We start from the raw sequence: 16310 nt of genomic DNA on the forward strand, positions 1-16310 counted from the left end.
CGGAAGGAAACGCAGGAACTGTCATTGCAATGATCCACTGCCGAGACGTTCACAAGGAGTACGCACTTGCAGGGCGATCGGTGCAGGCGCTTCGTGGCGTGACACTAGATATCCCTGACAAGGGGTATCACGCGATCATGGGTCAGTCGGGGTCTGGCAAGTCAACGCTCTTGCACCTGCTCTCTGCACTGGATCGACCAACATCCGGCGAGATTGAGGTTGCTGGTAAACGCGTCGATCTGATGTCAGAACGTGAAGCAACGCAGTATCGTCAGCACACGGTCAGCCTGGTGTTCCAGCAGTTCAACCTTATTTCGACGTTGACTGCCCAGGAAAATGTTGAGCTCCCGGGTCTGCTGGCAGGTGAGCCGGTCTCGAAGCTGCGCACACGCAGTGCTGAACTGCTTGAACGACTGGGGATTGGCGATCGTGGAAACCATCGCCCCGAAGCCCTCTCCGGTGGCGAGCAGCAGCGCGTCGCAATTGCACGCGCCCTGTTCTTTCATCCGCCTGTCCTGCTGGCCGATGAACCAACGGGCAATCTCGATTCGGCATCCAGCGAGCGCTTATGGGCGTTGCTGGGGGACATCGCTCGCGAGCACGACATGACGGTGCTGCTCGTGACACACGAACCTGTTGCTGCAGCACACTGCCAGACCGTGCACGTGATGCGTGACGGACAGATCTGTGGAACCATTAACTCGGAGACTCTTGATGCGGCCGGCGTGGCATCTCGTTACCAGCAGCTTATCGTCGCGGCGTAGGCGCACGGCGCTATTGTCGGGTGCGATTGCTGTTGCGACTGCATTGGTGGTCGCGGTCGCGTCGCTCATGTCGTCGATCAACCGCATGATCGAGAGCCAGCTCGGCTTCATGTTTGGCTCTGGAGACGTGCAGATCCGGCATCAGCATCCACGAGGTTCGGTCTCTCAAGCCCAATACGATGCAACGAAACAGTGGCCCGAAGTTGCACTGAGTGTTGGCAGTGTCGAAGCTGATATCGCACTCGTTATTACGCGTCCGATCTGGGTGCACGATGAAACAACGCAGCAGGATGTACAAAGGCCAACGCAGCTGCGCGCAACCGCACACGGAAACGGGCTCGATTTTCGAGCTATTCAACCTATCAGATCAATCGAACTTGTTGCAGGTCGACTTCCATCATCAGATGATGAGATCGTTGTCGATGAGGGGCTTGTTGCAGCGTTAAGCTGGGATGCCAATGCAAAGCGTCGCGGCATCTTCTCAGTCATTCCGGGTATTCGCAGATCCAATCCGGACGAGAAGCTGTCCGATGAGCACCTCAATGCAAACCGACAGCAGCGCGTTGGAATTGGCGAGACAGTGGTTATCCAGAAACTGCGCCAGAACATCGCAGAACTGACTGTTGTCGGAGTTGCCGCTGCCCCCCCGCTTGGTGGACGTGCTCAGGCATACGCAACCATTCAAAGCATGCGCACGCTCGCCGGGTACACAAAGGAACAAGCCGATCACTACACGCAGGTTGATCTTGTGCTTCGAGACGATGTTGTTCCTGAGGACGTGGTCAACACGTACAAAGCTATGCTTGGCGACGAGATCATGCTTCGCAGCACAGCCAAGGCAACATCTGGATTGACCGACAACATGAGATCATCAGAGTTGGGATTGATCCTGATTCTTGTGCTCGCAAGCATGTCGGCTGCCTTTATCATCGTGACGGGTCTGAATACATCGGTAGCCCAGCAGCAGCGTGAGCTTGCAATTGTACGATGCATTGGAGGCACGCGATTCCATCTCGCGCAGACGCAGCTTCTGCTTGGTGTTGTGCTCTCGATTGCCGGAGCGGCAGTTGGCATTCCACTCGGCATTGCAGTCGTGTTGCTGCTTGGTGTCGTTGCGAGCGATGTTCTTACAACGGGTGTAGTTATTCCATGGACAGGGCCTGTGCTTGGTCTTGCGTGCGCGTTCTTTGCGGGTATCGGCGGCGCACTCTGGCCTGCGTTGCGTGCTGCTCAGCTTCAGCCATTGCGCTCACTTACTCCAAACGCACAACCGGTTTCACGCAATGCTGTTGGTATCACTTCGCTGATTGCCCTCTGCTTCCTGCTGGTGCCAGCCATCATGGTAACAGCTATCCACGATGGACAGATGATGTTCTGGACTTACTCAACAACAGGACTCCCGCTACTGTTTCTTGGGTACTTCCTGCTCGGTGTTCCAGTAACGTACATCGTTGCGACGTGTATCGGTCCGCTACTCGCCCATGTGTTCAGACTTCCAAAGCACATGCTGGTGCGATCAATCGAGTCAACACCGTTCCGCCATGGGTTGACCGCGGGAGCACTGATGGCGGGGCTCGCGCTGATGGTCTCGATCTGGACGAGCGGCGACAGCATACTCCGTGACTGGCTTGGCAAGCTCCAGTTCCCGGATGCCTTTGTCAGCGGTATCGCACTGATGCCGGAACATCAGCGCATGATCGAGGATCTCCCGTTTGTCACCGAAACGTGTGCGCTCTCGCTGACCCGAGTCGAAACTGATGTCTTTGGCATCAAGGCGCTGCAGGACCTCAAGACGACGTTTGTCGCGTTTGAGCCAGAGCCATTTTTTCGCATGACGAATGTCAAGTGGATCCAGGGTGATGAGGAGACCGCGATTCGTCGGCTCAACGAGGGTGGAGCGGTGATCGTCGCGAAAGAGTTCCTGCTCGCAAAGGGGCTCGGTGTCGGTGACACATTCAAATGCACGTTTGAAGACCACGATGACACGTTTGAAATAGTCGGTGTCGTTGCTTCGCCGGGGCTGGAACTCGCAAGCCGGTTTTTTAACATCGGTGCAGATTTCCATGAGCAGGCGATGCACGCGGTGTTCGGCTCAATGGCAGACGCTCGTACAAAGTTCAATGTTGAAGCAAGCCAGCTCATCCAGGTGACATTTACGGACGATGTTGACGATGACATTGCTGTCGCAACACTCCGCGAGTCGTTGTTTGATGCTGGTATCATTGACGCGGGCAGTGGTCGGCGTATCAAGGAGACAATCACGACGTTTGCATCAACAACAGTGCTTGCGTTCTCTGTTGTTGCGGTTGTGTCGATGTTTGTCGCCTGCTTTGGTGTTGCGAACATTGTTATGGCGAGCATCGAATCACGCAAGTTCGAGTTCGGCATTCTGCGTGCTGTCGGTGCGATGCAGGCTGTGCTATTGCGATTGGTGCTCTGCGAAGCAGTATTGATCGCAATCGCTGCTTCTATCCTCGGCACCGCGATGGGTTTGCAAGCCTCGTGGGCTGCGACGCGTGTCCATCGGCTGCTGCACGGACTCGAACTTCAGGTCCGGATACCTGTGCTCGCAATTCTCATTGGAAGTACAATCCTGCTGACACTGACACTGGTGGCTGCAATGCCAGCGATTTCCCGGCTCGGGAAGACACCCCCGCGTGAGCTTCTCGCATCCGGCCGTGGGTAATGAACAACCACGTCCCTACCATCCGCTTGCATGGAACAACAGATCCGCGACACAGCAGTCTATCTTGAAACGTTCGGATGCCAGATGAACGAGCTTGATTCGGAGCTCGTTGCTGGTGAACTCGGGCGTTTGGGATATCGATTCACGGATAATCCGAAGTCTGCGGATGTTGTGCTCTACAACACATGCTCGGTCCGTGAGCAGGCAGAGCAGAAGGTTTGGTCCCGTCTTGGCGAACTTGCCAAGCGCAAGGCAACGCAGCCAAATCTGGTTGTTGGCGTGCTCGGATGTCTGGCAGAACGCGACGGTGTTGATCTCATCAATCGAATGCCGGTCGTTGATATTCTGTGTGGCCCCGCAGAACTCGACAAGCTCCCGGCATTGCTCGATAACGCTTGCCGCACACGACTAAGCATGACTTCGCATCCGGTACAGGATCCACACGTATCCGAAAGATCCGCGAGCGAAGTTGCGCTCCAGGGAAGCGCGAGCCGTCGCAGCAGCACGCTCGCTGCGGCTGAGGACTCGCTCGAACTGCTTGATCTTTCCCGGTCGATATCACCAGTCGATACAACCCGATCGTTTTCGCGCAGCGCATATGTTCGCATCACGCGAGGCTGCAACAAGTTCTGTACCTATTGCGTTGTTCCGTTCACACGGGGTGCCGAGATCCATCGGCCGCCGGAGCACATTATCGACGAGTGCCGAAAGCTCGCCGATGCTGGTGTCGTTGAGATCACACTGCTTGGCCAGACGGTAAACCACTATCGGTTCGAGCACGGTGCTGCCGTGGCAGTGAACGGCGTGACCCAGCCGCAGAAGGGGCGCACATACAAGGGCAGCCACAATCGTGATGCACTTGCAGGCGATCGTGTAACGACCTTTGCAGATCTGCTGCACCAGATCCACGAGAGTGTGCCCGAGATCAAACGCCTGCGATTTGTCACGAGCTATCCGCGCGACTTCGGCGATGATGTACTTGAAGTGATGCGTGACAGCCCGCGTATCTGCCGATACCTGCATGTGCCTGCACAATCGGGTTCGAACCGCATCCTCCAGAAGATGAATCGCGGATACACGATCGAAGAATACGACGAGTTCCTTGATCGCGCACGTTCGTTCCTGCATCAACCCGAGATCGGACGACCGCTGATGGTGTCCGGCGACATCATTGTCGGATTTCCAACCGAGACCGACGAGGACTACGAAAAGACTGTACAACTTGTGCAACGCGCGAGATACAAGAACTGCTTCATCTTCAAGTACTCGCCGCGTCCAGGTACCGTCGCCTTTGACAGAATCCCTGACGATGTGCCCGATCAGATCAAACGCAAGCGAAACAATCATCTGCTCGCATTACAGAGCATGATCTCTGACGAGATCAGCAAAGAGCAGATCGGGCTTCACTTCGACATTCTTGTCGAGGGCATTTCAAAGCAGGCACGCAAGGCCGCTGGCATGACAAACACACAGATCAGAAACCTGAATGCAGTGTCACTGACTGTGAACGGCGAATCAATGCGAGCATCCACACCAGAGCAGACATTCCCTGCAGACGGGATTTTGCAACTCTCCGGGCGCACGGATGGCGACCAGATTGTGTTCTTTGATGCTCCTGCCGCCGACGTTGAAAGCACAGTCGGGAGTATCGTCAGCGTCACAATATGTTCTGCCGACAAACTGTCTCTCCACGGCACACTGAATCAGCCAGCACTGATTTGATTAGTCAGATTCGTTTTCCTCAAATCGTTGCATTGCACGTCGTTTCGCCGCGAGCAGCCCGGATGACTCTGCACTCGATTCGTCGGACGATATATCACTGGCCATCGTTTCTATAGGAGCAGCTTGTGAGTCGGGACGTTGCGTGCGGGATGCACGAAGTTGCTCAATAACACTCTCCCGTCTGGACTGCTGCTGCTTCGCGACGACCCGTGCAGCATCTAGGTCTGACAATGCTGAGGTTGATTCCATAGATCTGTGTGTCTCGCGTGAAGCCAGAGAAGTGAGCGATCCCGTTGAAGACAGTGTAACCGATGCCATTGTTCTCTCACCGAGTCCGAGCAGTCGATCCCACGCAATCCGACGGGTTGCAATATCGCACATGTATATGCCAAGCGCAATCCACACAAGCAACTGCCACAGGGAAGACCTCGCTCTGGCAGGTTCGATACCTTCACGTGAGAACATGTCAATCTGACCGGGTGAATCTAGATCAAGCACACGGCCATTGGATTGCTTCGCAATCTCGGCAACAAGCAGATTGTTCGATTTCAAATCATCCAGTTCGCGTTCGTTTTCAACAATCTGGGCGGCCAGTGCTGTGCCAATCATCGTTTGGCCACGATACGCACGGATTGCTGCAACGTACGCCCCCTGCTCTTCAACCGGAGTCGATGTTTCGTACACACCAGGAGCAACCTGCCAAAGTTCCACGACACGTTCTTTTCCATCTGGTCCGATGACGTTTGCTTCCACACGAAGGTCAACGATTGGCTCTGCATCATCAGCCAGCGTTTCAAGTGTCAGCGTGAGTGTGTCTGTTTCATGGGCAATCGTCGCAATAAAGCCGGGAGACTGCGCCGGCTTGCTTACCCGCTGAACAATCTGGGACCAGAACTTGCGATATCCATCCCACGTGAGCCAGCGCGATGACCAGCGATCTGAATCCGATGTGAATGCAACAACACGGCCGAGTTCGACCTGCCATTCGGCAAGCAGCGGCAGATTGTCTGGGCCACGCGCAATTAAAATCGCTCGAGGATCGGGGCGCTCACGTGTCAGTACAAGGCCATCGAGTAGTGGAAGCGAGGGAAAGCCCGCAAGTATCGGCGATGATCCAAAGACAAGCTGGGGCACAAACTGCTGCTCAAGCACCCGTGGTGAACGTTCAACACGCACCGCATCAATAAACACGCGCGGCAGTCTGTCGGGGTGGACAACCTCAAAGAAAGTGCCATCAGTGATCTCAGCGATCTCGCGCATTTTGGGCGCAGCACTTCCATCACCAACAGAAATCGATGTGATGGTGACGCCCTTCGCAGCAACTTCGCGCGCAATGTCCGGCAGTGTTTCCTCTGCCTGGGATCGACCGTCGGACAGGACAACAATGTGCTTCTTCTCAGCGTCAACCTTCTCAAGATCGCTCAGTGCAGCCTTGAGGGCAGGCCCAAGATTTGTGCCCCCGTCTGCCCGTATGCTGCGTATCTTTTTCGAGGTTTCACGCGGCTCCTTATTCGGCGCAAGAGGAACAACACGCGAATAGGAGTTGTCAAACGCGATGACACCGACAAGATCGGTTGGTTCAAGACGCGACACTGCAATCGCTGCAGCCTCATTCGCGATATCCTGCTGCGATCGAACAGATCCGAGCACACTCTGAGCCATCGAGCCGGATCGGTCAAGCACAATCATGATCGCGACGTCCGGTCTGATGAGTCTGTCTGGAATATCGAGAAGCAGCGGCACCAGATGTTCCAGTTCGGTGCCCCGGTATCCACCTGGACCAAACGAGTTCATTCCTCCAACGACAATCAGACCTCCACCGAGCGATCGAACATACTGGTCGAGTGCCGCACGTGTTTCATCAATCAAACTGTCAGCTGAAACATCATCGAGCACGACCGTGTCGTACTCCGCAAAGCCCGCCAGACCGACTGGGAGTGCGCTCGGCACTCGAACATCTGTCGAGTATCCAGTACTCTCCACCGCGTCTGTCAATGGTGTTCGTTGCGATCCCATCGTGTCAGTCACCACCAGCACACGACCACGCCCCGGCGAGAGCGTAATCGCACGGGCGATGTTGTTCTCGAGAAACAGATCAGCAGATGAGACTCCCGCGCTTGATTGCGTCGGTGGCTCGAACGCAATGCGGAGATCGTGCAGTCGTCGATCAGACCCCGGCACAGTCAGAGGGACAACTGTCTGTCCAGCATTGATCGAAACAGGCAACGCAGCACCGGGCTCATCTCCGTTTAGATCGATCTCATCGTCACCGTCAAATAGCCGGATCTCACCCTGCAGGGGTGTTGATGACTGGAGAAATGCGCGAACGGGGATATCTGCACCCTGTTGTACAAACCCCGGAGCGTCAAGCCGTGTGACCGCAACCTCGTTGTCAAGCGAGTATCGAATCGGTACAACGTCGATCGGGACGCTCCCAGTGTCCCCACGAGAAGCCACTGAGCCGAGAGCATCGCCGATCGTCTCATTCCCATCGGTGACAAGCAGGATTCTTCCCTGCGTCTGGGCAGGAAGCATTGCCCTTGCAACAGCTATCGCCTGTTCGATATTCGTTCCCTCTCGTGAAGGGATCTCTAACTGCACATCGCCTACACGAGAGCGTGTTGGTGTCTGTACTACAATTGCCCGACCATCAAAGGCAACGACACCGAGCAGGTCGTCAGTGTGTTTCTGTTGATCGACTGCCTCCAGCCACGCTTCGATATGATTGCGCACAAACGTGTTGTTGTTTCCAGCGTTTGCAAGCACGTGTGCTGATCGCGACATATCAACAACCGCAACGACAGCGACGCGGTCAACAGTTCGAACAGAGCTCAGCCCCGCAAGCGCCAGCCCGATTGCTGCGAGCAGGAGAGTTCGCGCAACAATCGCAGTGGACCGTCGCTGCCACGCCATTGCTCCAAGCAATCGCCATGACGTCAGGGCTGCAACAACAAGTACGGCAGCACAGACCAGCCAGAATGTGCTGTCAATGCTCAACTGCACATTGCGGCTCCGGTTTCAGGGAACATCATTTGCGGGAACAGTCTCGGGGTTTGCGTTTGTTCGATTGGAGAAACGACCAAAGACTCGCTGGATGAGATCACGGTGGCGGATTGGCACGCGCCCCGATTCGATTGCTCGATCAGCTGCGTTCGAAGCAGCGCGCCATTGTCCAGCACTTGCTCGCTCAACCGCGGGAGCATGCTGATCGGGCTTCCAGTCTGAAGGAAGTTGAAACTGCTGCTGGCTTCCATTGGTATCCTTCTGCCCGCCAGTTTCCGATGAATCCACCTTCTCTGTTGTGTAGTCCCATGGCTGTTGCTGTGCATTGTGTGGTTCTGTTGAAGCTGGACCCTGTGATGCAAATCGACCGCCATCACCGTGTTGCTCGGAATCGTTCTCATCTCCGGATGCAAACCCGTTTTCCGAAGGCTCATATGGCGGGGTTTGGTCGGTATCAAGCACATCACGCGCTTGCTGCTGGTACCGTTCTGCCTGCCTGATCTGCTCCTGCGCGTTCTGCTGTCGCTGCTGCAACTTCTTCATCGCGTTCCGCAGTTTATCTGATGCGCCCGGAGCAGGCTGCTGCGTTGTTTCTATCTCGCCCTGCGTTCCCTCACGCTGTTCGGACTGTTCGGATGGTTTCCCTTCCGTTGGTTCGGAACCCTGTTGCGAATCGGGTTGCTGACCGAACTGAGAAGCCGATGGTTTTGCTCCTTGTTCGTTCTGTTCTTTCCCCTGCTGAGAAGCAGGCTGGTTTGTTTGCTCATTGCCGGGACTGTTTGGATCAGGCTTGGTCTGAGGCGATGTTGCAGGCTGTTCAGTTCCATCACCCTGAGTAGGCTTTGCCTGCTGTTCAGATGAGTTTCCCGGCTGGTTCTGTTTGTCTCCGGACGGCTGCCCCTGTGTGTTGTCTGATGTCTTTTCAGGAGATTGTTGTTCGCTTTGCGTGCCTGGCGAGTTTTGCTGCTGACCCTCGGTTTGACTCGGTTGCGAGATCTCTTTTTCTCCGGTCTTCTCAGCACCACCTTCATTCTTGTCAGGACTGGTCTCATCCTGCTTGTTTGGTTGTGTCTGGTTCTCCTGCGCAGAAGCGGGTTGATTGGGTTGCTGCGTGTTACGTTGCTCGTTTGTAGATGATGGAGTGGGGTTGGTATCCGGCGATGGGTTCGGTTGCTCCTGATTCTTCTGATTCTCCTGAGACATGTTTGGTTGTTCAGGTGTTGCAGGATCGGTCGGAGGAATCGGTTCGTTCGTATCAGGCGCAGCATTCTCCTGATTCTGTGAATTAGGATGTTCGTTCTGATTCGATGCTTGCTCCGTTTCGAGTTGCTGGTGCTCAAGTTTTTCCTGCGCCTGATTCAGCGCCTCGTCAAGCGAAGACGCGAGCGATTCAAGCAACGCCTCGTCGGCTGGCGTGAGCTCTGACGGATCGAGTTGTTCCATCTCGAGGGCAGCCTGCGCGAAGTCACCCTGCGAAAATGATTCGGCGATTTTCTTCACAGCATCCGAGATGTCCGCTTCCGGCATTGATTCCGTAAAGTTCCCGGTCTCGTCCAGACTGCCAAGCTTCTCTCGCAGTTCCTGCGCACTCATTGCCGCATCGAGCTTTGCCTTGTCGAGCGCATCGAGTTGCTGCTCCGCCTGTGTGCGAAGCTCGTCGGCGTGCTCCTGCACCGCAGATGCAGCCCGTGCACGCGCCTCGTCGGGTGATTGCTGCTTCGCTGCAAGCTGGCCGCGGATTTCATCGAGTGTCGATTGCAACCGCGTGTCCGCATCAGCAGCGTGTTGCTCGCTGATCGAGGATGCGGCAGAATCACGATTGGTTTCGGCTTGATGGTTCGCAGCGATCTGTTGCGACAGCTCGTCTATCTGCTGCTGTGCTGCATGTCGCTGCTGGGCATCTTCGATGTCAGCTCTGTTTCGCGACGGAACAAAAGAGAGTAACGACAGCGACAGGCCGAGTGCGCACAACGGCACAACCCATGCTCCCCATTGATGCTTTGGCAATGCTGCGTGTGCTGATTGTAAAAACGACTCGCTCCTGCACAACTGCTCAGCGTCGGCCCTCGCGAGGGACTCGAATGGTGCGTCTGGTGCATTCTCAAACGCAAGCCCCGCAGCAAATCGTCCCTTGAGTTTCAGCGCATCATCAAGCCGAAGCGCAGCTGCATCGCGATGCTGGCGTGCACGAACAACGTAGTGCATCCAAAGAGCACCAGCAATCAGCAGTACAAGTCCGCCCAGGCTGGAAGCAGTGATTGCCCGTGTCAGCACGTCTGCTTGCGTGTCGAACACTGAAACGATCGAGTCGATCGGTCCACGATCTATCAGGCCGAAGAACCAGAGACCGCCCCAGACAAGTGCTGCTGCAAGGGCAGTAACCCCGCACCACAGGACAATCCGCCGAGCGACTGATGCACCGCGGACAGAGCCCTCGCGCGTTGCAGCAAGTGTTGCCCATGACGCAACATCACGCACCTTGCTGGGTCGTGGCGGTGCTTCCGGTGTTGTTTCAGTGGTTTTCGCCATCACACCAACTATTATACGAAAATCAACCCGCTCAGTTCATCACGATTCTGTCACAACCATCGGCATTTTCACGAAATCCAGCATGACGCACATTCTCGGCATCGAAACCTCGTGCGATGAGACCGCAGCATCGGTCGTGAAACACCCGTGGCGGGTACTCTCGTCCGTCGTTGCGTCGCAGGTGGACATCCACGCGGAGTATGGCGGTGTTGTGCCAGAGATCGCCAGCCGTCATCACGCAGAACGGATCCTGCCGGTTGTTAAGCGTGCAATCAGTGACGCTGGCATCTCGCAGGGTGATGTTTCCGTTGTTGCGATCGGACATCGTCCAGGCCTGATCGGATGCCTGCTGGTTGGCACGTCAGCTGCCAAGTCGATCGCGTGGTCGCTGGGTGTGCCGATCGTTGGTGTGGACCATGTCCACGCGCATGTGCTCAGTGGCTTGCTCGATCAGGATACACACGAGCAGTTGTATCCGGCGCTCGGACTCGTTGTCAGCGGCGGACACACCGCGATGTATGTCTGCACATCCTCGACGCAGATGCGACGGATCGGGACCACAATCGATGATGCGCTCGGTGAGGCGTACGACAAGGCAGCCACCATGCTGGGGTTGAGTTATCCCGGCGGTCCGAATCTCGACACGCTCGCCCATTCAGAACTTGCGGGACCATCGGGAAGAAACTTTCCCATCAGCCGGCTCAGTCCGGATTCGCTCGACTTCTCGTTCTCCGGGTTGAAGACTGCGCTCTTGTACGCGATCCGTGGCACGCCAAATCGTGATGGTACATTCCCGCGCGACTTCGGTGATCTCATAGACAGGGATCGCGCGGAACTCGCATGGGCGTTCCAGGGCGCAGCAGTGCAGGCTGTGATTCTCAAGCTCTCACGCGCCCACCAGCAACTGCGCGAGCAAGGTATCAACCTCCGCACGCTCTTTGTTGGCGGCGGTGTCAGTTCGAACTCACTGCTGCGCGTTGAGCTCAAGCTCTGGGCAGACGAGCACGATCTCCGGCTGGTGATCCCACCGATGCGGTATTGCGTTGACAACGCAGCGATGATCGCAGGGCTCGGTGGCGAGATGTTCGGCGCGGGTGTTGCAGATGATCTGTCACTGCGAGCCCATCCACAGTCTGCCTACTAATCTCCCACGCATGCGCCAGCAACCCGTCCAACGCGAACAACCCACACGCCCGGTCCACCCGGCTGCGTTGCCGATGGATGTGTTGCGAAGACAGTGCGAGATGACGCGCGGGAAAACAACCGGTCCGGGCGGGCAGCACAGAAACAAGGTCTCTACCGCGGTCCAGCTCACACACACACCAACGGGACTTACCGCGAGCGCATCAGAGCGGCGCAGCCCTGCTGAGAACGAGCGTGTCGCGCTCAAACGCCTGAGATTTGTCCTTGCGATCAACCACCGCATTGGTGTGCCCGTCGGCGATCAACGAACCGATCTCTGGAAGCAGCGATGCACCAAAGGGCAGGTCCGCTGCAGCGCATCGCATGCCGACTTCCCATCGCTGATCGCAGAAGCACTCGACATGCTTGATGCGTGCGGATGGGATCACAACCGGGCATCGCTGCGACTCGATGTCACGCCATCGCAGCTGACCAAGCTCGTTGCAAAGCACACTGCAACATTCGCGCATGTAAACGATCAGCGTGCACATCACGGAATGCGCAAGCTCCACGCCTGACGAGAGTTGTATTCCTCAGTCGTTGTGCAACTGGCGGAGCTTTCCCGAGAGCCTGCACATCAGATGCACGCGTTCGAGCTCGTTGAGCCAGTCTTGCGTCATCCCCGCGAGCTGGTCTGGTGGCAACCCCGCGCCGGGCAATGGGCACGCCGGACCGAGTTGTGCTGCTGCGAGCGCTCGGAACCGCGTCAATGTCTTGTCACCAAAAACCGACACAAAGTCGAAGAGTTCTGTTGCAAACACAACCGCTGGAACGCGCCCACCACCACAGATCTTGACGTGCGATGAAAACTCGGGATGCTCATCCCGATCAACAAGACGCAGGCACACTCTCTCTGGATTGGACTGCTCGAACGCACGAAGGATCGGTACCTGCTGCACGCAGTCGCCGCACCACGTCCCCGAACTGACAATCAGATTCACACGTCGAGTGAACCCTGCGATGAGCTGTGTCTGTTCAAAAGCGAGCGAGACCTTCTGCTCTGATGTGTTCCAGTTTTCCTGCTCGCTGGCAGAGCCTGTTGCGACATACTGGTCGTATGCAAGACCCGCCTCGAAGGTTGCTTTGAGAAGTTCGGGTGTCAGCACGGTTGTTCCTCGTTTCAGTTCGCGTGTGTGTTGGCAGGCTTGGTCAGCTGCTCGACATTCCATGTCATCTCGTCGCCATCGCAGTCGATGTGCACCGCGAAGAACCCCGGCTCGTCCGTGAGCGCGTCCGGCGCGACCTCCCGCACCAGCGGCCAGATGACCTTTCGATCACTCTCGGGCAGATCAAGTGACTCGATCTGGGACGGCTCGACCCAGAAGAGTTCGCCCTCGCGCGTCATGCCTGTTTTCACCGACACGCTTCCCAGCACGCGATAGACAAACATCAGCCAGTGTGTTTTGCCCTCGTACGCCCGTTCCGAGACCATACCGATAAGTCGAATTCGGTCAATTGGCACGTCGATCTCAGCTTCCTCCGCGATCTCGCGGACCGCACACTGCGCGGGCGATTCCCCGGTGTGCGTATCGAGCTTGCCTCCGATTGGCGAGCAGAGCCCGAAGTTGGGGTGTTTGAGACGCTTCAGCATTAGCACGCGTCCCTGCTCATCGCGAAGATCGCACAAACAGGCGATCTTGTACGGCAAGGAGTTCGGCTCACTGGGTGGAACAGGTATCGACATGGGCACACAGGGTAGTCAGCCGGGGTTGTCAGGATAAAGTTTGTACACACGATTCCAGGACAGCGAGGACCATCTGTGCCAACCGACCACAACGCAAGCAAAGCACCGAGTGTCGGGATCATCATGGGCTCGACCTCCGACTGGGACACGATGTCTCATGCTGCCGAGATGCTCCAGAACCTTGTTATCCCCTTTGAGGCTAAGGTCGTCTCGGCCCATCGCACGCCAGACTGGCTGTTCGAGTACGCAAGCACCGCGGAGTCACGTGGACTCAGGGTCATCATCGCAGGTGCGGGCGGTGCAGCCCATCTGCCGGGAATGTGCGCGAGCAAGACAGTACTGCCGGTGATAGGCGTTCCAGTAAAGTCCAGCATCCTCAACGGTGTCGATTCGCTGCTCTCGATCGTGCAGATGCCCGCTGGCGTGCCCGTGGCGACCACTGCAATCGGGAAGGCTGGCGCAATCAACGCAGCACTACTTGCAGCACGAATACTGGGTGTGTCTGATTCCACGATTCGCGACACAGTCAGAACACATCAGGCCGATCAGACAAGCACAGTGCTGAACTCGCGTGATCTGCCAATTCCATCGCGAAAGGATGATGGCGCGTGACTCCGCACGCACGCGTTGGGATTCTCGGTGGCGGCCAACTGGCACAGATGCTCGCTGATGCGGGCAATCGCATCGGTATCGCATCGACCGCGTACGACCCAACGCCGGACGCGTGTGCGCAAACAGCGTGCCCCGTCATGCACCAGCCCTTCGATGATGTCGATGCGCTGACTGCTTTTGCGAAGTCTGTTGATGTCGTGACGTGCGAGTTTGAGAATGTGCCGATGATCGCGCTGGAAACATGCGCAAAGGTGTGCCCTGTCAGGCCCGGACCACACAGCTTCTATGTGGCGCGCAATCGAATCAGAGAAAAACACGCACTGCGTGATGCAGGCTGGGCCACCGCAGACTTTGTCGAGATTCGTACCGATGACGATCTCACGCTGGCAGCTGAAACATTGGGATTTCCGTGCATCATCAAATCTGCAGAGGGTGGATACGACGGATACGGGCAGCAGCGCGTGCATTCACTCGACAAGCTTCGCCAGGCGTGGATACAGATGAACGTCTCTCAGGCGATTGTTGAGAAACTGGTCGAGTTCTCGCGCGAACTCTCCATCATCGGATGCCGCGCGCCCGATGGCACGCATATCACCTGGCCCATCGTGCATAACCATCACGATGATGGCATCCTACTCTGGACGATTGCTCCTGCACAGAACGTCAGCGAAGCACTCGAAACCGATGCAGCACAACGGCTGGTTGCGCTCATGGAGCAGCTTGACCATATCGGCGTGCTGACGCTGGAGATGTTCGATACGCCCGATGGACTCGTTGTAAACGAGATCGCGCCCCGCGTGCACAACTCGGGACACTGGTCGATCGAGGGTACATCTGCCAGCCAGTTCGAGAACCACATGCGCGCGATGGTCGGTCGCCATCTCGTTATCCCGGAACTGGCGCATACCAGCGTCATGGTCAATCTGCTCGGGTCGATCCCCGATCTGGCTTCGCTCCGCGCTGTCTCTGACACACATATTCACGAGTATGGGAAAGCCCCGCGAGGCAGGCGAAAGATCGGTCATGTGACATCGCTGTGTCATTCCAGTTCAGATGTTGCATCTCGTCGCGATAAACTGCTTTCTGTCATTCGTCCCGATCTGGTTGCTGTTCAGTAACACTCGTATTTCAACGGAAAACAACACATGAAACCGGTTCTTCTTGCAATCATGGCGGGCGTGTGCTGGGGTGTGGGCGAGGTGTTTACCCGTTCCGTGCTGCACTCAGGGAAGATCGGCCCGATGACCGCGGTGATGATCCGCACAGCGATTGCATTGCCCGTCATGATCGCTGCGTGGGTTGTGGCGGTCCATGTACTCAAGTCAAAGTCCGAGCCAGCCGGATGGACGCACGCTCCCGCCGATGTATGGGCAAAGCTGTTGTTGGGATCGGGGGTTGTGGCTGGCGGACTCGCATTGATCTTTTTCTACTGGGCCCTCTCACTTGCTGAGGTGTCACGCATCAAGCCAATCGCGTTCGGCACTGCCCCTGCGCTCGCTGTCATCCTCGGGTGGTTGTTCCTCGGCGAGGGTTTGACACTGAAAAAGTGTATCGCAGTCGCGTTCATTGTGACAGGCATTGTGCTGCTGACGGGCGGATCCCACACAACCTCAACGAGTACGGACACCGTCACAAACCATGTCTGAACATTCGCCTCAACAACCGCTTCTTCCGGATCACCAGCTCTTTGCAGTGCTGGGTGAGGAAGGCTTCGCGCGCATCGTGTACCTGTTCTATGAAAAAGTGAAACAGGACGACATCCTCGGCCCCATGTATCGCGCCAGCCCTGAGGCTGCGCACGCACCAGACATGGAAACACATATGCATGATGCCGAAGTCCGCTTGCGAGATTTTCTCGTTGGCCGCTTCGGTGGTCCCCAGCGGTACGTGCAAATGCGAGGACACCCGCGTCTTCGAATGCGCCACATGCCGTTTCGGATCGATGTGAACGCACGCAACCGCTGGGTAGAGCTGATATCAGAATCGATCAACGAAGCACAACTTGATGAGAACGCGTCAGCATCGCTTGCGCACTATCTGGCACAGATTGCAACGTTTCTGATCAACGCCGACGAGCCGGATGAGCAGGGCTCGGTGGTTGACCTTCCGATCTCAAGATAACACGACA

The 16310-nt window shown here is 56.5% G+C and carries 13 protein-coding genes; 9 read left to right on the forward strand and 4 right to left on the reverse strand.

Annotated elements, in window-relative coordinates:
* Window positions 1-29 precede the first annotated feature (29 nt).
* From H6815_12945 to H6815_12955, 3 genes are read left to right on the forward strand one after another with little or no spacing between them, the layout of a single operon-like run.
* Window positions 30-764, forward strand: coding sequence for an ABC transporter ATP-binding protein (locus H6815_12945; GenBank protein ID MCB9861348.1), 735 nt, complete (start codon window positions 30-32; stop codon window positions 762-764).
* Window positions 715-3450: an ABC transporter permease gene (locus H6815_12950; GenBank protein ID MCB9861349.1), complete on the forward strand. Its 2736-nt coding sequence runs from the start codon at window positions 715-717 to the stop codon at window positions 3448-3450. The genes H6815_12945 and H6815_12950 overlap by 50 nt, the downstream gene beginning before the upstream one ends.
* A gap of 30 nt (window positions 3451-3480) precedes the next feature.
* Window positions 3481-5172 (forward strand): MiaB/RimO family radical SAM methylthiotransferase, encoded by a 1692-nt coding sequence (locus tag H6815_12955; protein ID MCB9861350.1) that lies wholly within the window; start codon window positions 3481-3483, stop codon window positions 5170-5172.
* Here the strand turns inward: H6815_12955 and H6815_12960 are convergent, their stop codons facing one another.
* Together H6815_12960 and H6815_12965 are read right to left on the reverse strand one after the other, a co-directional pair.
* Entirely contained in the window at window positions 5173-8175 is a 3003-nt protein-coding gene (locus H6815_12960; GenBank protein ID MCB9861351.1) for a VWA domain-containing protein, read from the reverse strand.
* Window positions 8176-8190: 15 nt separating this feature from the next.
* Entirely contained in the window at window positions 8191-10704 is a 2514-nt protein-coding gene (locus H6815_12965) for a hypothetical protein (GenBank protein MCB9861352.1), read from the reverse strand.
* 82 nt (window positions 10705-10786) lie between these two features.
* Here H6815_12965 and tsaD point away from each other — a divergent pair, with 82 nt between their 5' ends.
* Both tsaD and H6815_12975 read left to right on the forward strand, forming a co-directional pair.
* Window positions 10787-11848: a tRNA (adenosine(37)-N6)-threonylcarbamoyltransferase complex transferase subunit TsaD gene (gene tsaD / locus H6815_12970; GenBank protein ID MCB9861353.1), complete on the forward strand. Its 1062-nt coding sequence runs from the start codon at window positions 10787-10789 to the stop codon at window positions 11846-11848.
* 73 nt (window positions 11849-11921) lie between these two features.
* Entirely contained in the window at window positions 11922-12404 is a 483-nt protein-coding gene (locus H6815_12975; protein MCB9861354.1) for a peptide chain release factor-like protein, read from the forward strand.
* Window positions 12405-12419: 15 nt separating this feature from the next.
* On the opposite strand, the gene H6815_12980 is transcribed toward H6815_12975, so the two are convergent.
* Both H6815_12980 and H6815_12985 read right to left on the reverse strand, forming a co-directional pair.
* Entirely contained in the window at window positions 12420-13055 is a 636-nt protein-coding gene (locus H6815_12980) for a thioredoxin family protein (protein MCB9861355.1), read from the reverse strand.
* Window positions 13007-13570, reverse strand: coding sequence for an NUDIX domain-containing protein (locus H6815_12985; GenBank protein MCB9861356.1), 564 nt, complete (start codon window positions 13568-13570; stop codon window positions 13007-13009). Before H6815_12985 ends, H6815_12980 begins: the two co-directional genes overlap by 49 nt.
* A 123-nt stretch (window positions 13571-13693) precedes the next feature.
* Here H6815_12985 and purE point away from each other — a divergent pair, with 123 nt between their 5' ends.
* The 4 genes from purE to H6815_13005 are packed head-to-tail and all read left to right on the forward strand — an operon-like array spanning window position 13694 to window position 16303.
* Window positions 13694-14182 (forward strand): 5-(carboxyamino)imidazole ribonucleotide mutase, encoded by a 489-nt coding sequence (gene purE / locus H6815_12990; protein ID MCB9861357.1) that lies wholly within the window; start codon window positions 13694-13696, stop codon window positions 14180-14182.
* A complete protein-coding gene (locus H6815_12995; GenBank protein ID MCB9861358.1) occupies window positions 14179-15300 on the forward strand; it encodes a 5-(carboxyamino)imidazole ribonucleotide synthase in 1122 nt (373 codons plus the stop codon). The genes purE and H6815_12995 overlap by 4 nt, the downstream gene beginning before the upstream one ends.
* 27 nt (window positions 15301-15327) lie before the next feature.
* Entirely contained in the window at window positions 15328-15828 is a 501-nt protein-coding gene (locus tag H6815_13000) for an EamA family transporter (GenBank protein MCB9861359.1), read from the forward strand.
* Window positions 15821-16303 carry a globin gene (locus H6815_13005; GenBank protein ID MCB9861360.1) on the forward strand — a complete coding sequence of 161 codons (483 nt, stop codon included), beginning with the start codon at window positions 15821-15823 and terminating at the stop codon, window positions 16301-16303. The genes H6815_13000 and H6815_13005 overlap by 8 nt, the downstream gene beginning before the upstream one ends.
* Window positions 16304-16310 lie beyond the last annotated feature (7 nt).

The organism is Phycisphaeraceae bacterium (genome assembly GCA_020639155.1).
Classification (GTDB): Bacteria; Planctomycetota; Phycisphaerae; order Phycisphaerales; family UBA1924; genus JACKHF01.